16 protein-coding genes and 1 riboswitch are annotated in these 15907 nt (G+C 71.9%); of the genes, 9 read left to right on the top strand and 7 right to left on the bottom strand.

All coding sequences use genetic code 11. From position 1 onward, the window contains the following. Positions 1-116 precede the first annotated feature (116 nt). The gene (locus ACZ7LU_RS29085; RefSeq protein WP_471918603.1) at positions 117-1280 is read right to left on the bottom strand and encodes an NAD(P)/FAD-dependent oxidoreductase; all 1164 of its coding nucleotides are present in this window, start codon (positions 1278-1280) and stop codon (positions 117-119) included. Positions 1281-1482: 202 nt separating this feature from the next. After that, positions 1483-1596, top strand: a riboswitch (TPP riboswitch). On the opposite strand from ACZ7LU_RS29085, the gene thiO reads away from it, so the two are divergent. The 5 genes from thiO to ACZ7LU_RS29060 all read left to right on the top strand — a co-directional run bounded on the left by thiO (position 1594) and on the right by ACZ7LU_RS29060 (position 6952). Next, a complete protein-coding gene (gene thiO, locus ACZ7LU_RS29080; protein WP_471918449.1) occupies positions 1594-2802 on the top strand; it encodes a glycine oxidase ThiO in 1209 nt (402 codons plus the stop codon). (Overlaps the previous riboswitch by 3 nt.) Further along, positions 2799-3011 carry a sulfur carrier protein ThiS gene (gene thiS, locus ACZ7LU_RS29075; protein WP_398307159.1) on the top strand — a complete coding sequence of 71 codons (213 nt, stop codon included), beginning with the start codon at positions 2799-2801 and terminating at the stop codon, positions 3009-3011. Before thiO ends, thiS begins: the two co-directional genes overlap by 4 nt. Positions 3012-3017: 6 nt before the next feature. Beyond that, on the top strand, positions 3018-3812 hold the full coding sequence (locus ACZ7LU_RS29070) for a thiazole synthase (protein ID WP_468560822.1): 795 nt from the start codon (positions 3018-3020) through the stop codon (positions 3810-3812). Positions 3813-3996: 184 nt separating this feature from the next. Then, positions 3997-5973: a Stk1 family PASTA domain-containing Ser/Thr kinase gene (gene pknB, locus ACZ7LU_RS29065; protein WP_471918448.1), complete on the top strand. Its 1977-nt coding sequence runs from the start codon at positions 3997-3999 to the stop codon at positions 5971-5973. A 94-nt stretch (positions 5974-6067) separates the two neighbouring features. After that, positions 6068-6952, top strand: a complete 885-nt coding sequence (locus ACZ7LU_RS29060; RefSeq protein ID WP_468560824.1) for a deoxyribonuclease IV — start codon at positions 6068-6070, stop codon at positions 6950-6952. A gap of 28 nt (positions 6953-6980) precedes the next feature. Here ACZ7LU_RS29060 and ACZ7LU_RS29055 read toward each other — a convergent pair whose 3' ends face one another. Further along, entirely contained in the window at positions 6981-7613 is a 633-nt protein-coding gene (locus ACZ7LU_RS29055; RefSeq protein WP_398307152.1) for a sulfite oxidase-like oxidoreductase, read from the bottom strand. A 164-nt stretch (positions 7614-7777) separates the two neighbouring features. Between ACZ7LU_RS29055 and bfr the strand changes: the two genes are divergently transcribed. Next, positions 7778-8257, top strand: coding sequence for a bacterioferritin (bfr, locus tag ACZ7LU_RS29050; RefSeq protein ID WP_362992482.1), 480 nt, complete (start codon positions 7778-7780; stop codon positions 8255-8257). Between the two features lie 2 nt (positions 8258-8259). Here the strand turns inward: bfr and ACZ7LU_RS29045 are convergent, their stop codons facing one another. The 3 genes from ACZ7LU_RS29045 to ACZ7LU_RS29035 all read right to left on the bottom strand — a co-directional run bounded on the left by ACZ7LU_RS29045 (position 8260) and on the right by ACZ7LU_RS29035 (position 10965). Beyond that, the gene (locus tag ACZ7LU_RS29045; protein WP_398307150.1) at positions 8260-8511 is read right to left on the bottom strand and encodes a bacterioferritin-associated ferredoxin; all 252 of its coding nucleotides are present in this window, start codon (positions 8509-8511) and stop codon (positions 8260-8262) included. A gap of 136 nt (positions 8512-8647) precedes the next feature. Beyond that, positions 8648-10000, bottom strand: coding sequence for a class II 3-deoxy-7-phosphoheptulonate synthase (locus tag ACZ7LU_RS29040; protein WP_398307148.1), 1353 nt, complete (start codon positions 9998-10000; stop codon positions 8648-8650). Positions 10001-10035: 35 nt separating this feature from the next. Further along, the gene (locus ACZ7LU_RS29035) at positions 10036-10965 is read right to left on the bottom strand and encodes a DUF2867 domain-containing protein (protein WP_471918447.1); all 930 of its coding nucleotides are present in this window, start codon (positions 10963-10965) and stop codon (positions 10036-10038) included. A 44-nt stretch (positions 10966-11009) separates the two neighbouring features. Between ACZ7LU_RS29035 and ACZ7LU_RS29030 the strand changes: the two genes are divergently transcribed. From ACZ7LU_RS29030 to ACZ7LU_RS29020, 3 genes are all read left to right on the top strand, one after another. Continuing rightward, positions 11010-11615: a TetR/AcrR family transcriptional regulator gene (locus ACZ7LU_RS29030; protein ID WP_398307145.1), complete on the top strand. Its 606-nt coding sequence runs from the start codon at positions 11010-11012 to the stop codon at positions 11613-11615. 21 nt (positions 11616-11636) lie between these two features. Then, positions 11637-11696 carry a trp operon leader peptide gene (locus ACZ7LU_RS29025; RefSeq protein ID WP_106977022.1) on the top strand — a complete coding sequence of 20 codons (60 nt, stop codon included), beginning with the start codon at positions 11637-11639 and terminating at the stop codon, positions 11694-11696. A gap of 107 nt (positions 11697-11803) precedes the next feature. Then, positions 11804-13702: an anthranilate synthase family protein gene (locus tag ACZ7LU_RS29020; RefSeq protein ID WP_471918446.1), complete on the top strand. Its 1899-nt coding sequence runs from the start codon at positions 11804-11806 to the stop codon at positions 13700-13702. On the opposite strand, the gene ACZ7LU_RS29015 is transcribed toward ACZ7LU_RS29020, so the two are convergent. Together ACZ7LU_RS29015 and ACZ7LU_RS29010 are read right to left on the bottom strand one after the other, a co-directional pair. Further along, positions 13645-14649 (bottom strand): 2-hydroxyacid dehydrogenase, encoded by a 1005-nt coding sequence (locus ACZ7LU_RS29015; RefSeq protein WP_471918445.1) that lies wholly within the window; start codon positions 14647-14649, stop codon positions 13645-13647. The two genes, ACZ7LU_RS29020 and ACZ7LU_RS29015, sit on opposite strands and share 58 nt — an antisense overlap. A gap of 157 nt (positions 14650-14806) precedes the next feature. Next, positions 14807-15844 carry a 6-phosphofructokinase gene (locus tag ACZ7LU_RS29010; RefSeq protein ID WP_398307139.1) on the bottom strand — a complete coding sequence of 346 codons (1038 nt, stop codon included), beginning with the start codon at positions 15842-15844 and terminating at the stop codon, positions 14807-14809. Between the last annotated feature and the right edge of the window lie 63 nt (positions 15845-15907).

Below are 15907 nucleotides of genomic sequence, written 5' to 3'. Positions count from 1 at the left end.
TGGCCGGGGGCCCGCGACGGGTGGTGCTGCCCCGGCCGGGGCGGGGGCCGGACCTGTGCTCCACCGCGGGCCGGTGGGGGCTGGTCGCGCAGTTCCCCGCGCCCCTGGAGGGCCCGCTACAGTGCCGCCTTCTTCAGGGGGACCGAAGGGTCCGCCGTCAGGGCCGGGTCGAGGCGGGCGCCCGACTCGATCAGTCTGCGGCCCTGGGCCAGGTCCCGGGGGCGGCCCACCGCGAGGACCGCCACCAGGGCGCCCTCCCGCAGCCAGCAGACCGACCAGGCCACACCCGTCGGGTCGCCGCGCCACACCAGCTCGTCCGCCGATGCGTGGTGGCCCGCGTACTGCACGAAGCGGCCGAACTGCTCCGACCAGAAGTACGGCACGGGGTCGTACGCCGCGGGGGTCTCGCCGATGATGTTCGCCGCCACCGTGCGCGGGCCCTGCAGAGCGTTGTCCCAGTGGTGCACCAGCAGACGCTCGCCGTACCTTCCCGAAGGGAAGGAGGAGCAGTCGCCGACCGCGTACACGTCGGGCGCCGAGGTGCGCAGGCCGTCGTCGGCCACGACCTCCCGGTGGCTGCCAAGCTCGATGCCGGAGCCGGTCAGCCAGGCCGTCGCGGGCCGCGCCCCGATGCCGACGACGACGGCGCCCGCGGGCAGCCGGGTCCCGTCGGACAGGACGACGGTGCCCGGTTCGACACGCTCCACGCGCGCGTGGGTGCGCAGGACCGCTCCGGAGTCGGCGTACCAGCCCGTCATGGGGGCCGCGACCTCCTCGGGCAGCGCTCCGGCGAGCGGCCGAGCGGCGGCCTCGACCACGGTGACGGAACAGCCCGCCTCGCGCGCGGCGGTCGCGAACTCCGCGCCGATCCAGCCCGCCCCGACGACCACGACGTCCTGCTGCTCGGCGAGGACCGGGCGCAGCCGCTCGGCGTCGTCCAGGGTGCGCAGGAGGTGGACGCCGGGGACTCCCTCGGTGCCGGGCAGCCGGATCGGTTCGGCGCCGGTCGCGAGGACCAGCACGTCGTACGCGAGGGGGCCGTCGGCGGTGTCCAGCTCGTGGTCGGCGGGGCGCACGCCGGTGACCGCGCGTCCCAGGACCAGCTCGATGCCGAGCGCCTCGAAGTCGATGTCGAAGGCGGAGCCCTCCACCTTGCCGAGCAGCACCGCCTTGGACAGCGGCGGCCTGTCGTACGGCTGGTGCGGCTCCGCCCCGACGAGGGTGACCGGGCCGGCGAACCCCTGTTCCCGCAGGGCCACCGCGGTCTGCACCCCGGCCATGCCGGCTCCGACGATGACGACGCGCCGCTCCGCGTGCCGCTGATTTCCGCTCTGCCTCTGCTGCTCGCTCACCCGATCACTGTAGGGCGGCGGCCCGTGGCGGCCTCAGATGGCTGCGGGGAGATCTCTGACACACCGTCACCGCCCATACCCGGACAGCTCCCCTACTGCCGCGCGAAGCGACGGGCTAGGGTGGCCGGTGCAGAGCACTCGCGGGAGCCCGGGCGCACCGGGCTGAGAGGGAGGCTGGGACGGCCTCCGACCGTACGAACCTGATCCGGGTCATGCCGGCGAAGGGAGGGGCTGGACGCCCATGCATCCACGTACGACACCACCATCCGCCACCTCTGACGTCCTTGTCGTCGGAGGCGGCGTCATCGGCCTGGTCACGGCCTGGCGGGCCGCCCAGCGCGGGCTTTCCGTCGCGCTCGTCGACCCCGCGCCGGGCGGCGGCGCCGCGCAGGTCGCGGCGGGCATGCTGGCCGCCGTCACCGAACTCCACTACGGCGAGCAGACGCTGCTCGGCCTCAACGTCGAGTCCGCCCGCCGCTATCCCGACTTCGCCGCCGAGCTGACCGAGGCGAGCGGGCAGGACCTCGGCTATCGCGCGTGCGGCACGCTCGCCGTCGCGCTCGACTCCGACGACCGCGCCCACCTGCGGGAACTGCACGCCCTGCAGCGCCGTTCGGGGCTGGAGTCCGAGTGGCTGAGCGGCCGCGAGTGCCGCCGTCTCGAACCGATGCTCGCTCCGGGCGTACGCGGCGGGCTGCGGGTCGACGGCGACCACCAGGTCGACCCGCGCCGGCTCGCGGCGGCGCTCGTGGTGGCCTGCGAGCGGGCCGGTGTGGCCTTCCACCGCGCGTGGGCCGAGCGCCTCTCGGTCGTCCGCGACCGGGCGTGCGGCGTCGTCCTCGCGGACGGCACCGAGCTGGGCGCGGGTCTGACGGTGCTCGCGGCGGGCAGCCTCAGCGGGCGCCTCGGGGGCATCCCGCAGGACGTCCTGCCGCCCGTGCGGCCCGTGAAGGGCCAGGTGCTGCGGCTGACGGTGCCGAAGGCGTACGCGCCGTTCCTGAGCCGCACCGTGCGGGCCGTGGTGCGCGGCAGCCACGTCTACCTCGTGCCGCGCGAGAACGGCGAGCTCGTCGTCGGCGCGACCAGCGAGGAGCTCGGCTGGGACACCACGGTGACCGCGGGCGGCGTCTACGAACTCCTGCGGGACGCCCACGAACTGGTCCCCGGCATCACGGAACTGCCGCTGACCGAGACCCGCGCGGGCCTGCGCCCCGGCTCCCCCGACAACGCGCCGCTGCTCGGCCCGACGCGGCTCGCCGGACTCCACCTGGCCACCGGCCACCACCGCAACGGCGTCCTGCTGACGCCCCTCACGGGTGACGTCATGGCGCACGCCCTGACCACCGGTGAACTGCCGGACGTGGCGCGTCCGTTCACCCCGCGCCGCTTCGCCGGGCCCTCCCCCGTACCCCCTCCCGCCACGCCGCACTTCACGGAGCAGCACGCATGAGCACGCCCTTCGCCGTTTCCGTCAATGGGGAAGCACGCGACGTGGCCTCGGGCACCACGCTCGAAGCCGTCGTGGCCACTCTCTCCTCGGCGCACTCCGGTGTCGCCGCCGCCGTCAACGAAACCGTCGTCCCGCGCGCGCAGTGGTCCACCACGACGCTCGCCGCGGGCGACCGCGTCGAAATCCTCACCGCCGTCCAGGGAGGCTGAACCACCATGGCAGACGACCCCTTCGTCATCGGCGGGCTCACCCTCTCCTCGCGCCTGATCATGGGTACGGGAGGGGCGCCCAGCCTCGACGTCCTGGAGCGGTCCCTCATCGCGTCCGGCACGGAGCTGACCACCGTCGCGATGCGCCGTCTCGACCCGGGCGTCCAGGGCTCCGTGCTCTCCGTCCTCGACCGGCTCGGCATCCGCGTGCTGCCCAACACGGCGGGCTGCTTCACGGCCGGCGAGGCCGTCCTCACCGCCCGGCTCGCCCGCGAGGCGCTCGGCACCGACCTGGTGAAGCTGGAGGTGATCGCCGACGAGCGCACCCTGCTGCCCGATCCGGTCGAGCTCCTGGACGCCGCCGAGACCCTGGTGGACGACGGTTTCACCGTCCTGCCCTACACGAACGACGACCCGGTGCTCGCGCGGAAGCTGGAGGACGTGGGCTGTGCGGCGATCATGCCGCTCGGCTCGCCCATCGGCTCCGGGCTCGGCATCCGCAACCCGCACAACTTCCAGCTGATCGTGGAGCACGCGCGCGTGCCGGTGATCCTCGACGCGGGGGCGGGCACGGCGTCCGACGCGGCGATCGCGATGGAGCTGGGGTGTGCGGGCGTGATGCTCGCCTCCGCGGTGACGCGGGCGCAGGAGCCGGTCCTGATGGCCGAGGCCATGCGGCACGGCGTCGAGGCCGGGCGGCTCGCGCACCGGGCCGGGCGGATTCCGCGGCGGCACTTCGCGGAGGCGTCCTCTCCTGCGGAGGGCATGGCTCGGCTCGATCCGGAGCGGCCCGCGTTCTGACGTCCTTGCCGTGCCAGGGAGGGCCTGTTCGCTCGCAGCTGTCCGCCGGTGGGGGCTTGTCGCGCAGTTCCCCGCGCCCCTTACGGGGCACGGTCGCCCCGTCACCTGTCACAGCTCGGCTGCAGTAGTGCCGTGTACGCGCCCGTCCGGCCGGGGTGTCGGTGCCTGCTCGTAGACTCCCTCTGTGGACACGACCCTTCAGGACCCGCTCGTCGGGCAGCTGCTCGACGGCCGTTACCGGATCGAGGGGCGCATCGCGGTCGGCGGGATGGCCACGGTCTACCGGGCCGTGGACACCCGCCTCGACCGCGTGCTCGCGCTCAAGGTGATGCATCCGACGCTGGCGGCCGACGCCTCCTTCGTCGACCGCTTCATCCGCGAGGCCAAGTCGGTGGCCCGCCTCTCGCATCCGAACGTGGTCGGTGTGTTCGACCAGGGCACGGACGGTTCGTACGTCTACCTCGCGATGGAGTACATCGCGGGCTGCACCCTGCGCGACGTCCTGCGCGAGCGCGGCGCCCTGCAGCCGCGGGCCGCCCTCGACATCCTGGAGCCGGTCCTGGCCGCGCTCGGCGCCGCGCACCGCGCCGGGTTCGTGCACCGCGACATGAAGCCGGAGAACGTCCTCATAGGGGACGACGGCCGGGTGAAGGTCGCCGACTTCGGGCTCGTCCGCGCGGTGGACACCGTCACGAACACCACGGGCACCGTCCTCGGCACCGTCTCGTACCTCGCCCCCGAGCAGATCGAGCACGGCACGGCGGACACCCGCGTGGACGTGTACGCGTGCGGGGTCGTGCTCTACGAGATGCTGACCGGCGCCAAGCCGCACTCCGGCGACTCCCCCGCCCAGGTCCTCTACCAGCACCTCAACGAAGACGTGCCGCCCCCGTCGGCGGCCGTCCCCGGGCTCCCCTTCGCCCTCGACGAGCTGGTCGCCTCCGCCACCGCGCGCACCCCGGACATCCGTCCGTACGACGCGGTGGCGCTCCTCGCGCAGGTCAGGGAGGCGCGGGCCGCCCTGACCGAGGAGCAGCTCGACGCCGTGCCGCCGCAGGCGCACCCGACGGACGACGAGCACCGCGACATCTCCGGGGACCGCACGAGCGTGATCCCGCGCGCGGCGCGCTCCGTGCAGCTCCCGCTGCCCGCGGAGGGCGATCCGGAGGCGCAGCGAGGCGCGGACGCGCTGAACCGCACCAGCGTCCTCACGACTCCGCCGCCCGGCCCGCCAGGACCGCCCGCCGCCGCCCCGGCCTCCCGGCGGCGGTTCGACCCGCGCCGCCGCACGATCGCGGTCATAGCCGGTGTCCTGCTGGTCCTCGGCCTCGGCACGGGCATCTGGTACATCAATTCCGGCCAGTTCACGGAGGTCCCGCCGCTCCTGGCGAAGACCGAGGCGCAGGCGAAGCAGCGGCTCGACGCGGCCGGGCTCGAAGTGAAGGACGTCGAGCGCAAGTACAGCGACACGGACAAGCGCGGCACGGTCATGGAGACCGACCCGGCGGTGGGCGACCGCATCCGGCAGAACGACGGGGTGACGCTGACCATCTCGCTGGGCCCCGAGACCGTGAAGGTCCCGAACGTGAAGAGCCTCCCGCTGGCCACGGCGAAGAAGGAGCTCAAGAACTCCGGACTCGCGCCGGGCATGGTCACCAAGAGCTTCAGCGAGACCGTCGACAAGGGCTCCGTGATCGGCACGGACCCGCGGGCGGGCTTCACCCGCAAGGCGGGTTCCGCCGTCGCCCTGGTCGTCAGCAAGGGCCGCCCGGTCGAGATCCCCGACGTGCGGGGCGATTCCGAGGCCGACGCCACCGAGGATCTTGAGGACGCCGGGCTGAAGGTCGAGATCGCCCCGACGCGGGTCCACTCCGACGAGGACAAGGGCGATGTCGTGAAGCAGTCGCCCGCCCAGAACAAGACGGTCGCGGAGGGTGACACGGTCACGCTGACGATCTCCAAGGGCCCGCCGATGGTCGAGGTGCCGGACGTCACCGGCATGAGCGTCGACGAGGCCAAGGACGAGCTGGAGAGCGCGGGCTTCGAGGTCGACGAGGACCGCGGCCTGCTGGGCATCTTCGGGGACACCGTGAAGAAGCAGTCGGTGGACGGCGGCGACAAGGCGCCGAAGAACTCGACGATCACCATCACGATCCGCTGAGCCGGGCGCCGGGCTCCCGGTCCGGCCCCGCCCTGCCCCTCCCCGCTCCCGGACCGTTCGGGAGCATCCACGCGCGCGTGCCACCCTTGACGTCGTGAGCAGCAACAAGTCCCCCAACGCAGTGTCCCGCAATCCCGTCGGCGGCCATGTCCCGGTGGCCGGCGGACTCGCCTCCGTCGGCCTGTCGTACGCCCGTGACCTCGGCGCCGAAGCCGTCCAGGTCTTCGTCGCCAACCCGCGGGGGTGGGCGACCCCGCCCGGCAACCCGAAGCAGGACGAGGCGTTCCGCGCGGCCTGTGCCGCCGAGAACATCCCGGCGTACGTCCACGCGCCTTACCTGATCAACTTCGGCTCGCACACCGAGGCGACCGTCGAGAAGTCCGTGGAGTCCCTGCGCCACTCGCTGCGCAGGGCCCGCGAGATCGGGGCGCTCGGCGTCGTCGTGCACACCGGCTCGGCGACCGGCGGCCGGGACCGGGCGGTCGCCCTGAAGCAGGTGCGCGACCGGATGCTGCCGCTGCTCGACGAGCTGACGCACGACGACGACCCGTTCCTGCTCCTGGAGTCGACCGCGGGCCAGGGCGCCTCGCTCTGCTCCCGCACGTGGGACTTCGGTCCGTACTTCGAGGCGCTGGACTCCCATCCCAAGCTCGGCATCTGCCTGGACACCTGCCACATCTACGCGGCGGGCCACGACCTGACGGGTCCGGGCGGCATGAAGCAGACCCTGGACCTCCTCGTGGACACGGTCGGCGAGGGCCGTCTGAAGCTCGTGCACGCCAACGACTCCAAGGACGTCGTCGGCGCCCACAAGGACCGCCACGAGAACATCGGCACCGGCCACATCGGCGAGGAGCCGTTCCGCGAGCTGATGGTCCACCCGGCCACCGACGGCGTACCGCTGGTCATCGAGACGCCCGGCGGCAAGGAGGGGCACGCGGCCGACGTGGCGCGCCTGAAGGGGCTCAGGAGCCTGTAAGAAACACCCGTGGGCGCGGGGGCGGGCCTTAGAACTCGGGGCCGTCCCCGGGCTCCTCCTGGTAGGAGTAGCGCTGCTCCCGCCAGGGGTCGCCGAGGTTGTGATAGCCGCGCTCCTCCCAGAAGCCGCGGCGGTCGGCGGTCATGTACTCGATGCCGCGGACCCACTTGGGGCCCTTCCACGCGTACAGGTGGGGCACCACGAGCCGGAGCGGGAAGCCGTGCTCCGCGGTGAGCAGTTCGCCGCCTTTGTGCGTGGCGAAAATCGTGCGGTCGGAGGCGAAGTCCGCCATCCGCAGATTCGAGCTGAAGCCGTACTCCGCCCAGACCATCACATGGGTGGCGTTCGGCGCGGGCGGGGCGATCTCCAGGAGCGTGCGGGCCGGCACGCCGCCCCATTCGGCGCCGAGCATGCTGAACTTCGTGACGCAGTGCAGGTCGGCTACCACGGTGTCGTACGGCAGGGCGGAGAATTCCTCGTGCGTCCAGCAGTGCTTCGCGCCGTCGGCGGTGGCTCCGAAAACCCTGAACTCCCAGCGCTCCGGCCGGAACTTCGGCACTGGTCCGTAGTGCGTGACCGGCCAGCCGCGCTGCAGCCGCTGACCCGGCGGAAGCTCCGGCTCCGCCGCCTGTCGAGATGCGCGTTCCGCCGGCTGACCCATGACTCCATCCTGACAGACCCGGGGCGGTGGACGTGACCAGACGAAGTCTGACAGATACGGATTCGGGCAACTCCTACTAAGCGTGCACTTACTGGACGCCCTCCGAACACCGGTGCAAAGATGCGCGCACCTGCCCAGTCAACCGCGTGGAAGGAGCCTCTGCGATGCAGGGCGACCCCGAGGTCATTGAATTTCTCAACGAGCAGCTGACCGCCGAACTGACGGCGATCAACCAGTACTTTCTCCACGCCAAGATGCAGGAGAACTTCGGCTGGACCAAGCTCGCGAAGTACACCCGGTCCGAGTCGTTCGACGAGATGAAGCACGCGGAGGTGCTGACCGACCGGATTCTGTTCCTCGACGGTCTGCCCAACTACCAGCGGCTCTTCCACGTCCGGGTGGGCCAGACGGTCACCGAGATGTTCCAGGCGGACCGGCAGGTCGAGGTGGAGGCGATCGACCGCCTCAAGCGCGGCATCGAGGTGATGCGCGCCAAGGGCGACATCACGTCCGCGAACATCTTCGAGTCGATCCTCGCCGACGAGGAGCACCACATCGACTATCTGGACACCCAGCTCGAGCTCGTCGAGAAGCTGGGCGAGCCGCTCTATCTCGCGCAGCTCATCGAGCAGCCGGAGAGCTAGGGCTAGGCGGCCTCGTCCAGGTCGGCGAGCACCGGCTCCCCCTGGTCCACGAGGTCACGGCGGGGGCACGCGCCCCGGCCGAGCAGGGCCTGGATGCGCCGCACGCACGAACCACAGTCCGTGCCCGCCTTGCAGGCCGACGCTATCTGGCGGGGGGTGCAGGCCCCGTCCGCCGCGTGCTTCTTCACCTGCGCCTCGGTGACCCCGAAGCAGTTGCAGACGTACACGCGGTTCACCTCCCGGACAGGACTCATCGGTAGCGCCGTCCCGATTGATCGGTGAGGCTAACCTAACCTTACCCGCGACGTCGGGTCCACAAAAGCCCCGGATACGCCGGTGGGGCGCGGATCACACGGATCCGCGCCCCACACGTACGTACACCTCGAAGGACTACTGGTCGCGGTACATCTCCGCCACCAGGAACGCCAGGTCGAGCGACTGGCTGCGGTTGAGCCGCGGGTCGCAGGCCGTCTCGTAGCGCTGGTGCAGGTCGTCGACGAAGATCTCGTCGCCGCCGCCCACGCACTCGGTGACGTCGTCACCGGTGAGCTCGACGTGGATGCCGCCCGGGTGGGTGCCGAGGGCCTTGTGGACCTCGAAGAAGCCCTTGACCTCGTCGAGCACGTCGTCGAAGCGGCGGGTCTTGTGACCGGAGGCCGCCTCGTACGTGTTGCCGTGCATCGGGTCGGTGATCCAGGCGACGGTCGCGCCGGAGGCGGTGACCTTCTCGACCAGCTCGGGCAGCTTGTCGCGGACCTTGTCGGCGCCCATGCGGACGATGAAGGTCAGCCGGCCGGGCTCGCGGTCGGGGTCGAGGCGCTCGATGTACTGCAGCGCCTCCTCGGCCGTCGTGGTCGGGCCGAGCTTGACGCCGATGGGGTTGCGCACCTGGGAGGCGAACTCGATGTGCGCGTGGTCCAGTTGGCGGGTGCGCTCACCGATCCAGACCATGTGGCCCGAGGTGTCGTACAGCCGGCCGGTGCGGGAGTCGACGCGGGTCAGCGCCGACTCGTAGTCGAGGAGCAGCGCCTCGTGGGAGGCGTAGAACTCGACGGTCTTGAACTCCTCCGGGTCGGTGCCGCAGGCGCGCATGAAGTTGAGCGCGTTGTCGATCTCGCGGGCCAGCTGCTCGTACCGCTGGCCGGACGGGGACGACTTCACGAAGTCCTGGTTCCAGGCGTGCACCTGGCGCAGGTCGGCGTAACCGCCGGTGGTGAAGGCGCGCACCAGGTTGAGCGTGGAGGCGGAGGCGTTGTACATCCGCTTGAGGCGCTCGGGGTCCGGGATCCGGGCCTCTTCGGTGAAGTCGAAGCCGTTGACGGAGTCGCCCCGGTAGGTCGGGAGCGTCACGCCGTCGCGGGTCTCGGTCGGCTTGGAGCGCGGCTTGGAGTACTGCCCCGCGATGCGGCCCACCTTCACGACGGGCACGGACGCCGCGTACGTGAGGACGGCGCCCATCTGGAGCAGCGTCTTCAGCTTGTTGCGGATGTGGTCGGCGGAGACGGCGTCGAAGGCCTCGGCGCAGTCGCCGCCCTGGAGCAGGAACGCCTCTCCCTTGGCGACGGAGGCCAGTCGGGCGCGCAGCTGGTCGCACTCGCCCGCGAAGACGAGCGGCGGATACGACTCGAGGTCCGCGATCACATCGCGCAGAGCCTCGGCATCGGGGTACTCGGGCTGCTGCGCCGCGGGCAGGTTTCGCCAGGTGTTGCCACCGGTAGCGGTGGTCTTAGCGTTCACGGTCACCTCGTCAACATTACGTGGTGCAGCGCGCCGTCCATTCACCCGCTCACGAAGTGAGACGGAGCAGACACGGTGGAGTGATCGGTTCCCGCTGCCCGCTCGCCGGCGCTCGGGGCCGCGAGGGCGAGCCTGCGGTGGACGCGGCGGAGCATCATGCGGGCCATGAAGGGGTGCACCGGCCGCACGGCGGCCCAGTAGAGCCTGGCGCGCAGGGTGTCCGCCCGGACGGCCGTGCTGAGCGTGACGTGGTGCTCGTCGACCAGGATCGAGGCGCGGGCGGTGAGGCCTGCCGTGTTCACGTCCATCAGCAGCTCGCCGCCCTCGCGGGCGAGGACCGGGAAGGCGTCGCGCAGGACGCCGGTCCAGGCCGCGGGGTCGCGGGGCAGTCCGGCGCGCAGGTCCATGCGGTACGCGTCCCGGTAGCCGGGCCGGTCCACGGAGGCCCGGAGCAGGCGGGCACCCTCTGGAACCGCCACCGGCACCGGCCTGGGCCACCAGAGCCGGTTGAGCAGCCGCAGCCGGGGTGACCAGCGGACGGGCCGGGCGCAGCCGCCCGCCGCCGCGCGCTCGATGTTGTCGAAGAGCTCTTCAAGCATCGTGTCGTGCACGGGCCGGACCGCCGTGGGCCACAGGAGGCGGTCCACGCCGGACTGCCGCATCTCCAGGACGTGCCGCACGAGGCAGCGCCCCTCTCCCCGCGGCTCGACCGTCAGCTCGTGGAAGCCGTCGTCCGGCGGGGTGAAGGCGAAGCGGACGCGGCGGCCCGGTTCGTGGGCCGTGACGGAGTACCGGATCGGGCCGTGGCCGCCGGTCGCGCCCACACCGAGGGGGCGGTCGAAGGTCATGGGCGCCCAGGCCGGGACGGGGAAGACCGGGTCGTCTTCGGCCGACAGACGGTCCAGGAGCGCCCCCACCACCTCCGCCGGAGCCTCGACGACCCGCTCGTGCTCGTTGCGTACGACTCCCATGCCGCACCTCCATACGCTGGCGTATGGTCACCGTACGGTAGCGTATGGACATGGCGCAACGGCAGCAGAAGAAGGCCACGGCGAAGCCCCGGCTGACCGCCGACGACTGGGCGGACGCCGCCCTGACGGCGATCGGCGACGGCGGGCTCGCGGCCGTCGCCGTGGAACCCCTCGCGGTCCGCCTCGGCACCACCAAGGGCAGCTTCTACTGGCACTTCGCGAACCGCGACGCGCTCATCGACGCCGCCCTCGACCGCTGGGCCGAGCTCCACACGGAGGGGATGATCAGCCACGTCGAGACCGAACCGGACCCCCGCAAGCGGATCCGGCTGCTCTTCGCCGAGGCCATCACCGCCGCCGCCTCGGGCCCGCTGGAGGTCTCCCTGCTGGCGACGGCCGAGCACCCCCGGGTGGCGGCGGCCCTGCGGAAGGTGACCGAGCGCCGTCTGGCGTACGTCGCCGAGCTCTTCGCCGGTCTCGGCTTTCCCGAGGCGGAGGCGCGCCGGCGCGGTCTGCTCGCGTACAGCGTCTATCTGGGCCACACCCAGCTCGGCCACGCGGTGCCCTCGGCCGTGCCGTCCGGCGCGGAACTCGGCGCGTACCTCGACGAGAGCCTCGATCTCCTGATGACCAGGGCCTCGGTCTCCTGATGATGCGCTAAGGTGCGGGGCATGCACGCGCAGACGACGACTCGTAACTGGTGGTGGCCCGCTCATCCGGCGGCCCACTGACTGCGCGTAGCCACAGACTCGCGAAGGCCGCCCGAGGGGCGGCCTTCGGTGTTTTCCGGACTTCCCGGGGCCGGGCCGTTCCTCTCCGAGTGAGAAGGAACCAGCCCATGCACCCCACGCACCTCACCGACCTCCTGTCCGACGACCGCCCCTTCGCCCTGCTGCGCCGCCGCACCCCGGGCCGCGACCACGACACGGTCGAGGTCCTGATCGGCCCGACGGGCACGTACGACCGCCTCGCGGACATCCCCGAGGGCCTCGCGCTCGTGCCCTTCCGGCAGATCAGGGAGCGCGGCTTCGACGTCCGCGACGACGGCACGCCGCTGACCGTCCTCATCCCCGAAGAGACGCACGAACTCCCGCTCGACGCGGCTCTCTCCGCGCTGCCCGCGCACGACGTGCGGGTCGAGGGCGGCGCCTTCGACGTGGACGACGCCGCCTACGCGGACATCGTGGGGCGCGTCCTGCGCGAGGAGATCGGCCGGGGCGAGGGCGCCAACTTCGTCATCCGCCGCACGTACGAGGGCGACATCCCGGGCTTCGGGCGCGCGGACGCCCTCGCGCTCTTCAGGCGGCTGCTCGTGGGCGAGCGGGGCGCGTACTGGACGTACGTCGTGCACACCGGGGACCGCACGCTCGTCGGGGCCAGCCCCGAGGTGCACGTGCGGATGTCCGGCGGGACCGTCGTCATGAACCCCATCAGCGGCACCTACCGCTACCCCGCCGACGGGCCCACCCCCGAGGACCTGCTCGCCTTCCTCTCCGACGGCAAGGAGATCGAGGAGCTCTCGATGGTCGTCGACGAGGAGCTCAAGATGATGTGCACCGTCGGCGACATGGGCGGCGTCGTGATCGGGCCGCGCCTGAAGGAGATGGCCCACCTCGCGCACACCGAGTACGAATTGCGCGGCAAGTCGTCGCTGGACGTGCGGGAGGTCCTGAAGGAGACGATGTTCGCGGCGACCGTCACCGGGTCACCCGTGCAGAACGCCTGCCGCGTCATCGAGCGGCACGAAGCCGGCGGGCGGGGCTATTACGCGGGCGCCCTCGCGCTCATCGGCAGGGACGCGGGCGGCGCGCAGACCCTGGACTCCCCCATCCTGATCCGCACCGCCGACATCTCCCCGGCCGGGCGGCTGCGGGTGCCGGTGGGCGCCACGCTGGTGCGCGGCTCCGACCCCGCGGGCGAGGTCGCCGAGACGCACGCGAAGGCCGCCGGAGTGCTGGCCGCGCTGGGCGTACGCCCCGGCAGGCCGCACGAGGAGGGCGCGCGGCCCGCCCTCGCCGACGACCCGCGGGTGCGGGCGGCCCTCGACGGCCGGCGCGCCTCGCTCGCGCCGTTCTGGCTGCGGATGCAGGCGCAGGCGAGCGCACTCACCGGCCACGCGCTCGTCGTGGACGGCGAGGACACCTTCACCGCGATGCTCGCGCACGTCCTGCGCTCCTCCGGCCTGCGGGTCTCGGTGCGGCGGTACGACGAGGAGGGGCTGCGGGAGACGGTGCTCGCGCACGAGGGGCCCGTCGTGCTCGGCCCGGGTCCCGGCGACCCGTCCGACCGCACCGACCCGAAGATGCGGTTCCTGCGCTCGCTGGCGGCCGAGGTGATCCGCGGCCATGAGTACGGCGTGCTCGGCGTCTGCCTCGGGCACGAGCTGATCGCGGCCGAGCTGGGTCTGGAGATCGTACGGAAGGAAGTGCCGTACCAGGGCGCGCAGACGGGCATCGACCTGTTCGGGCGGCCGGAGACCGTCGGCTTCTACAACAGCTTCGTGGCGCACTGCGACGACGAGTCGGCGGCGGAGCTGGCCGCGCACGGCGTGGAGGTCAGCAGGGACGGGACGAGCGGCGAGGTGCACGCGCTGCGCGGGGCGGGCTTCGCGGGCGTGCAGTTCCACCCGGAGTCGGTGCTGACGCTGCGCGGCACCGCGATCGTGCGGGAGCTGCTCGGTCAGCTCGTGGCCGCCGCGGGGACCAGGACGTTCTCGGAGCGGCGGCCCGCCAGGTAGTCGAGGACGTTGTGCACCGTGGTGTCGATGATCTGGCCCACCGCGTCCACGGTGTAGTACGCCTGGTGGGAGGTGACCACGACGTTCGGGAACGTGACGAGGCGGGCCAGCGTGTCGTCCTCGACGACCTCCAGGGACTTGTCGAGGAAGAAGAGTCCCGCCTCCGCCTCGTACACGTCCAGGCCCACCCCCGTGAAGCGTCCCGCGCGCAGCTCCCCGACCAGGGCGTCGGTGTCGATCAGGCCGCCGCGGCTGGAGTTCACCAGGATCGCGTCGTCCTTCATCGTCCGCAGCGCCTCGGCGTCGATGATGTGCTGGGTGGCCGGGAGCAGCGGCACGTGCAGGCTGACGAGGTCGGCCTCGGCGAGGAGTTCGTCCTTCGTCACGTACTTCATGCCGAGCTCGGCGCAGGCGGGGTTCTCGGCGACGTCCCAGCCGAGCAGCCGCATGCCGAAGCCGTGTGCGATGCGGGTGAACGCCTCGCCGATCTTGCCGGTGCCGAGCACGCCGACCGTGCGGCCCCGCAGGTCGCGTCCCATCAGGCCGTCGAGGCGGAAGTCGAAGTCGCGGGTGCGGTTGCTCGCGCGGACGATGCGGCGGTTGACGGCCATCGCCAGGGTCCAGGCGAACTCCGCCACGGAGTAGGGAGAGTAGGACGAGACGCGGGCGACGGTCAGGCCGAGGCGTTCGGCGACGGGCAGGTCGATGTTGTTGAACCCGGTGGAGCGCTGGGCGATCATCCGGGTCCCGCCGGCGGCGAGGGTCTGGAGCACCCGGTTGTCGAGGGTGGCGTTGACGCTGGAGGAGATGACCTCGTAGCCGGCGGCGATCGGGGCGGTGTCCTCGTTCAGGAACACGTCGAGGCAGCGGACGTCGTGGTGCCCCTCGAAGGCCTTCTCGATCAGCGGCTTTTCGTCGGACTGCACGCCGAATGCGAGGATCTCCATGGCGTGAGTCTATGTACCGCCTCCCGGGACGGCACCCGGAGCGTCGGCCGGGGCCGTCCCTCGTGCGTCTTCGTCTGCGGGCCGTCGTGGGCTGGTCGCGCCCACGCGGCGGAGCCGCATATGTCACAGCCCCGCGCCCCTTACGGGGCGCTCCACTTCAGCCGAAGAAGACGCCGACCTCCGCGTACAGCGCCGGGTCCACCGTCTTGAGGCGGGCCGTGGCCTCCGCGATCGGGACGCGGACGATGTCCGTGCCCTTGAGGGCGACCATCTTGCCGAAGTCCCCGTCGCGCACCGCCTCGATCGCGTGCAGGCCGAAGCGTGTGGCGAGCCAGCGGTCGAAGGCGCTCGGGGTGCCGCCGCGCTGGACGTGGCCGAGGACCGTGGTGCGCGCCTCCTTGCCGGTGCGCCCCTCGATCTCCTTGGCCAGCCACTCGCCGACCCCGGAGAGCCGCACGTGCCCGAAGGAGTCCTGCGTCCCGTCCTTGAGGACCATCTCGCCGTCCTTGGGCATCGCGCCCTCCGCGACGACGACGATGGGGGCGTACGACGCCTTGAACCGCGAGGTCACCCAAGCGCAGACCTGGTCGACGTCGAAGCGCTGCTCGGGGATGAGGATGACGTTGGCGCCGCCCGCGAGGCCCGAGTGCAGGGCGATCCAGCCCGCGTGGCGGCCCATGACCTCGACGACGAGGACGCGCATGTGCGACTCGGCGGTGGTGTGCAGGCGGTCGATCGCCTCGGTCGCGATGCCGACGGCCGTGTCGAAGCCGAAGGTGTAGTCGGTGGCGGAGAGGTCGTTGTCGATGGTCTTCGGGACGCCGACGACCGGGACGCCGTACTCGTCGGTGAGGCGCGCGGCGACACCGAGCGTGTCCTCGCCGCCGATCGCGATGAGGGAGTCGACCTCGTGCTTGGCGAGGTTCTCCTTGATGCGGCGCACGCCGTTCTCCACCTTGAACGGGTTGGTGCGCGAGGAGCCGAGGATGGTGCCGCCGCGCGGCAGGATGCCGCGGACCGCCGGGATGTCGAGCTGGACGGTGTCGCCCTCCAGCGGCCCGCGCCAGCCGTCCCGGAACCCGACGAAGTCGTAGTCGTACTCCTGCACGCCCTTGCGGACGACGCCCCGGATGACCGCGTTGAGCCCGGGGCAGTCGCCGCCTCCGGTCAGTACGCCAATTTTCTTGGCCCCCATGGAACAGTCCCTTCGCCTCAGTGACCTGATGCGAGTCACGCTAATGGTGATCCAGGTCACTCA

Source organism: Streptomyces sp. NPDC039462, assembly GCF_055639375.1.
This window is presented reverse-complemented; position numbering and strand designations above follow the sequence as displayed.

Excerpts from the sequence above, each read along its gene's own strand:
- ACZ7LU_RS29085 (WP_471918603.1), bottom strand. The coding sequence starts at position 1,280 with ATGGCCGGGGTGCAGACCGCGGTGGCCCTGCGGGAACAGGGGTTCGCC.
- thiO (WP_471918449.1), top strand. The coding sequence starts at position 1,594 with ATGCATCCACGTACGACACCACCATCCGCCACCTCTGACGTCCTTGTC.
- thiS (WP_398307159.1), top strand. The coding sequence starts at position 2,799 with ATGAGCACGCCCTTCGCCGTTTCCGTCAATGGGGAAGCACGCGACGTG.
- ACZ7LU_RS29070 (WP_468560822.1), top strand. The coding sequence starts at position 3,018 with ATGGCAGACGACCCCTTCGTCATCGGCGGGCTCACCCTCTCCTCGCGC.
- ACZ7LU_RS29055 (WP_398307152.1), bottom strand. The coding sequence starts at position 7,613 with ATGGGTCAGCCGGCGGAACGCGCATCTCGACAGGCGGCGGAGCCGGAG.
- bfr (WP_362992482.1), top strand. The coding sequence starts at position 7,778 with ATGCAGGGCGACCCCGAGGTCATTGAATTTCTCAACGAGCAGCTGACC.
- ACZ7LU_RS29045 (WP_398307150.1), bottom strand. The coding sequence starts at position 8,511 with ATGAGTCCTGTCCGGGAGGTGAACCGCGTGTACGTCTGCAACTGCTTC.
- ACZ7LU_RS29035 (WP_471918447.1), bottom strand. The coding sequence starts at position 10,965 with ATGGGAGTCGTACGCAACGAGCACGAGCGGGTCGTCGAGGCTCCGGCG.
- ACZ7LU_RS29030 (WP_398307145.1), top strand. The coding sequence starts at position 11,010 with ATGGACATGGCGCAACGGCAGCAGAAGAAGGCCACGGCGAAGCCCCGG.
- ACZ7LU_RS29020 (WP_471918446.1), top strand. The coding sequence starts at position 11,804 with ATGCACCCCACGCACCTCACCGACCTCCTGTCCGACGACCGCCCCTTC.
- ACZ7LU_RS29015 (WP_471918445.1), bottom strand. The coding sequence starts at position 14,649 with ATGGAGATCCTCGCATTCGGCGTGCAGTCCGACGAAAAGCCGCTGATC.
- ACZ7LU_RS29010 (WP_398307139.1), bottom strand. The coding sequence starts at position 15,844 with ATGGGGGCCAAGAAAATTGGCGTACTGACCGGAGGCGGCGACTGCCCC.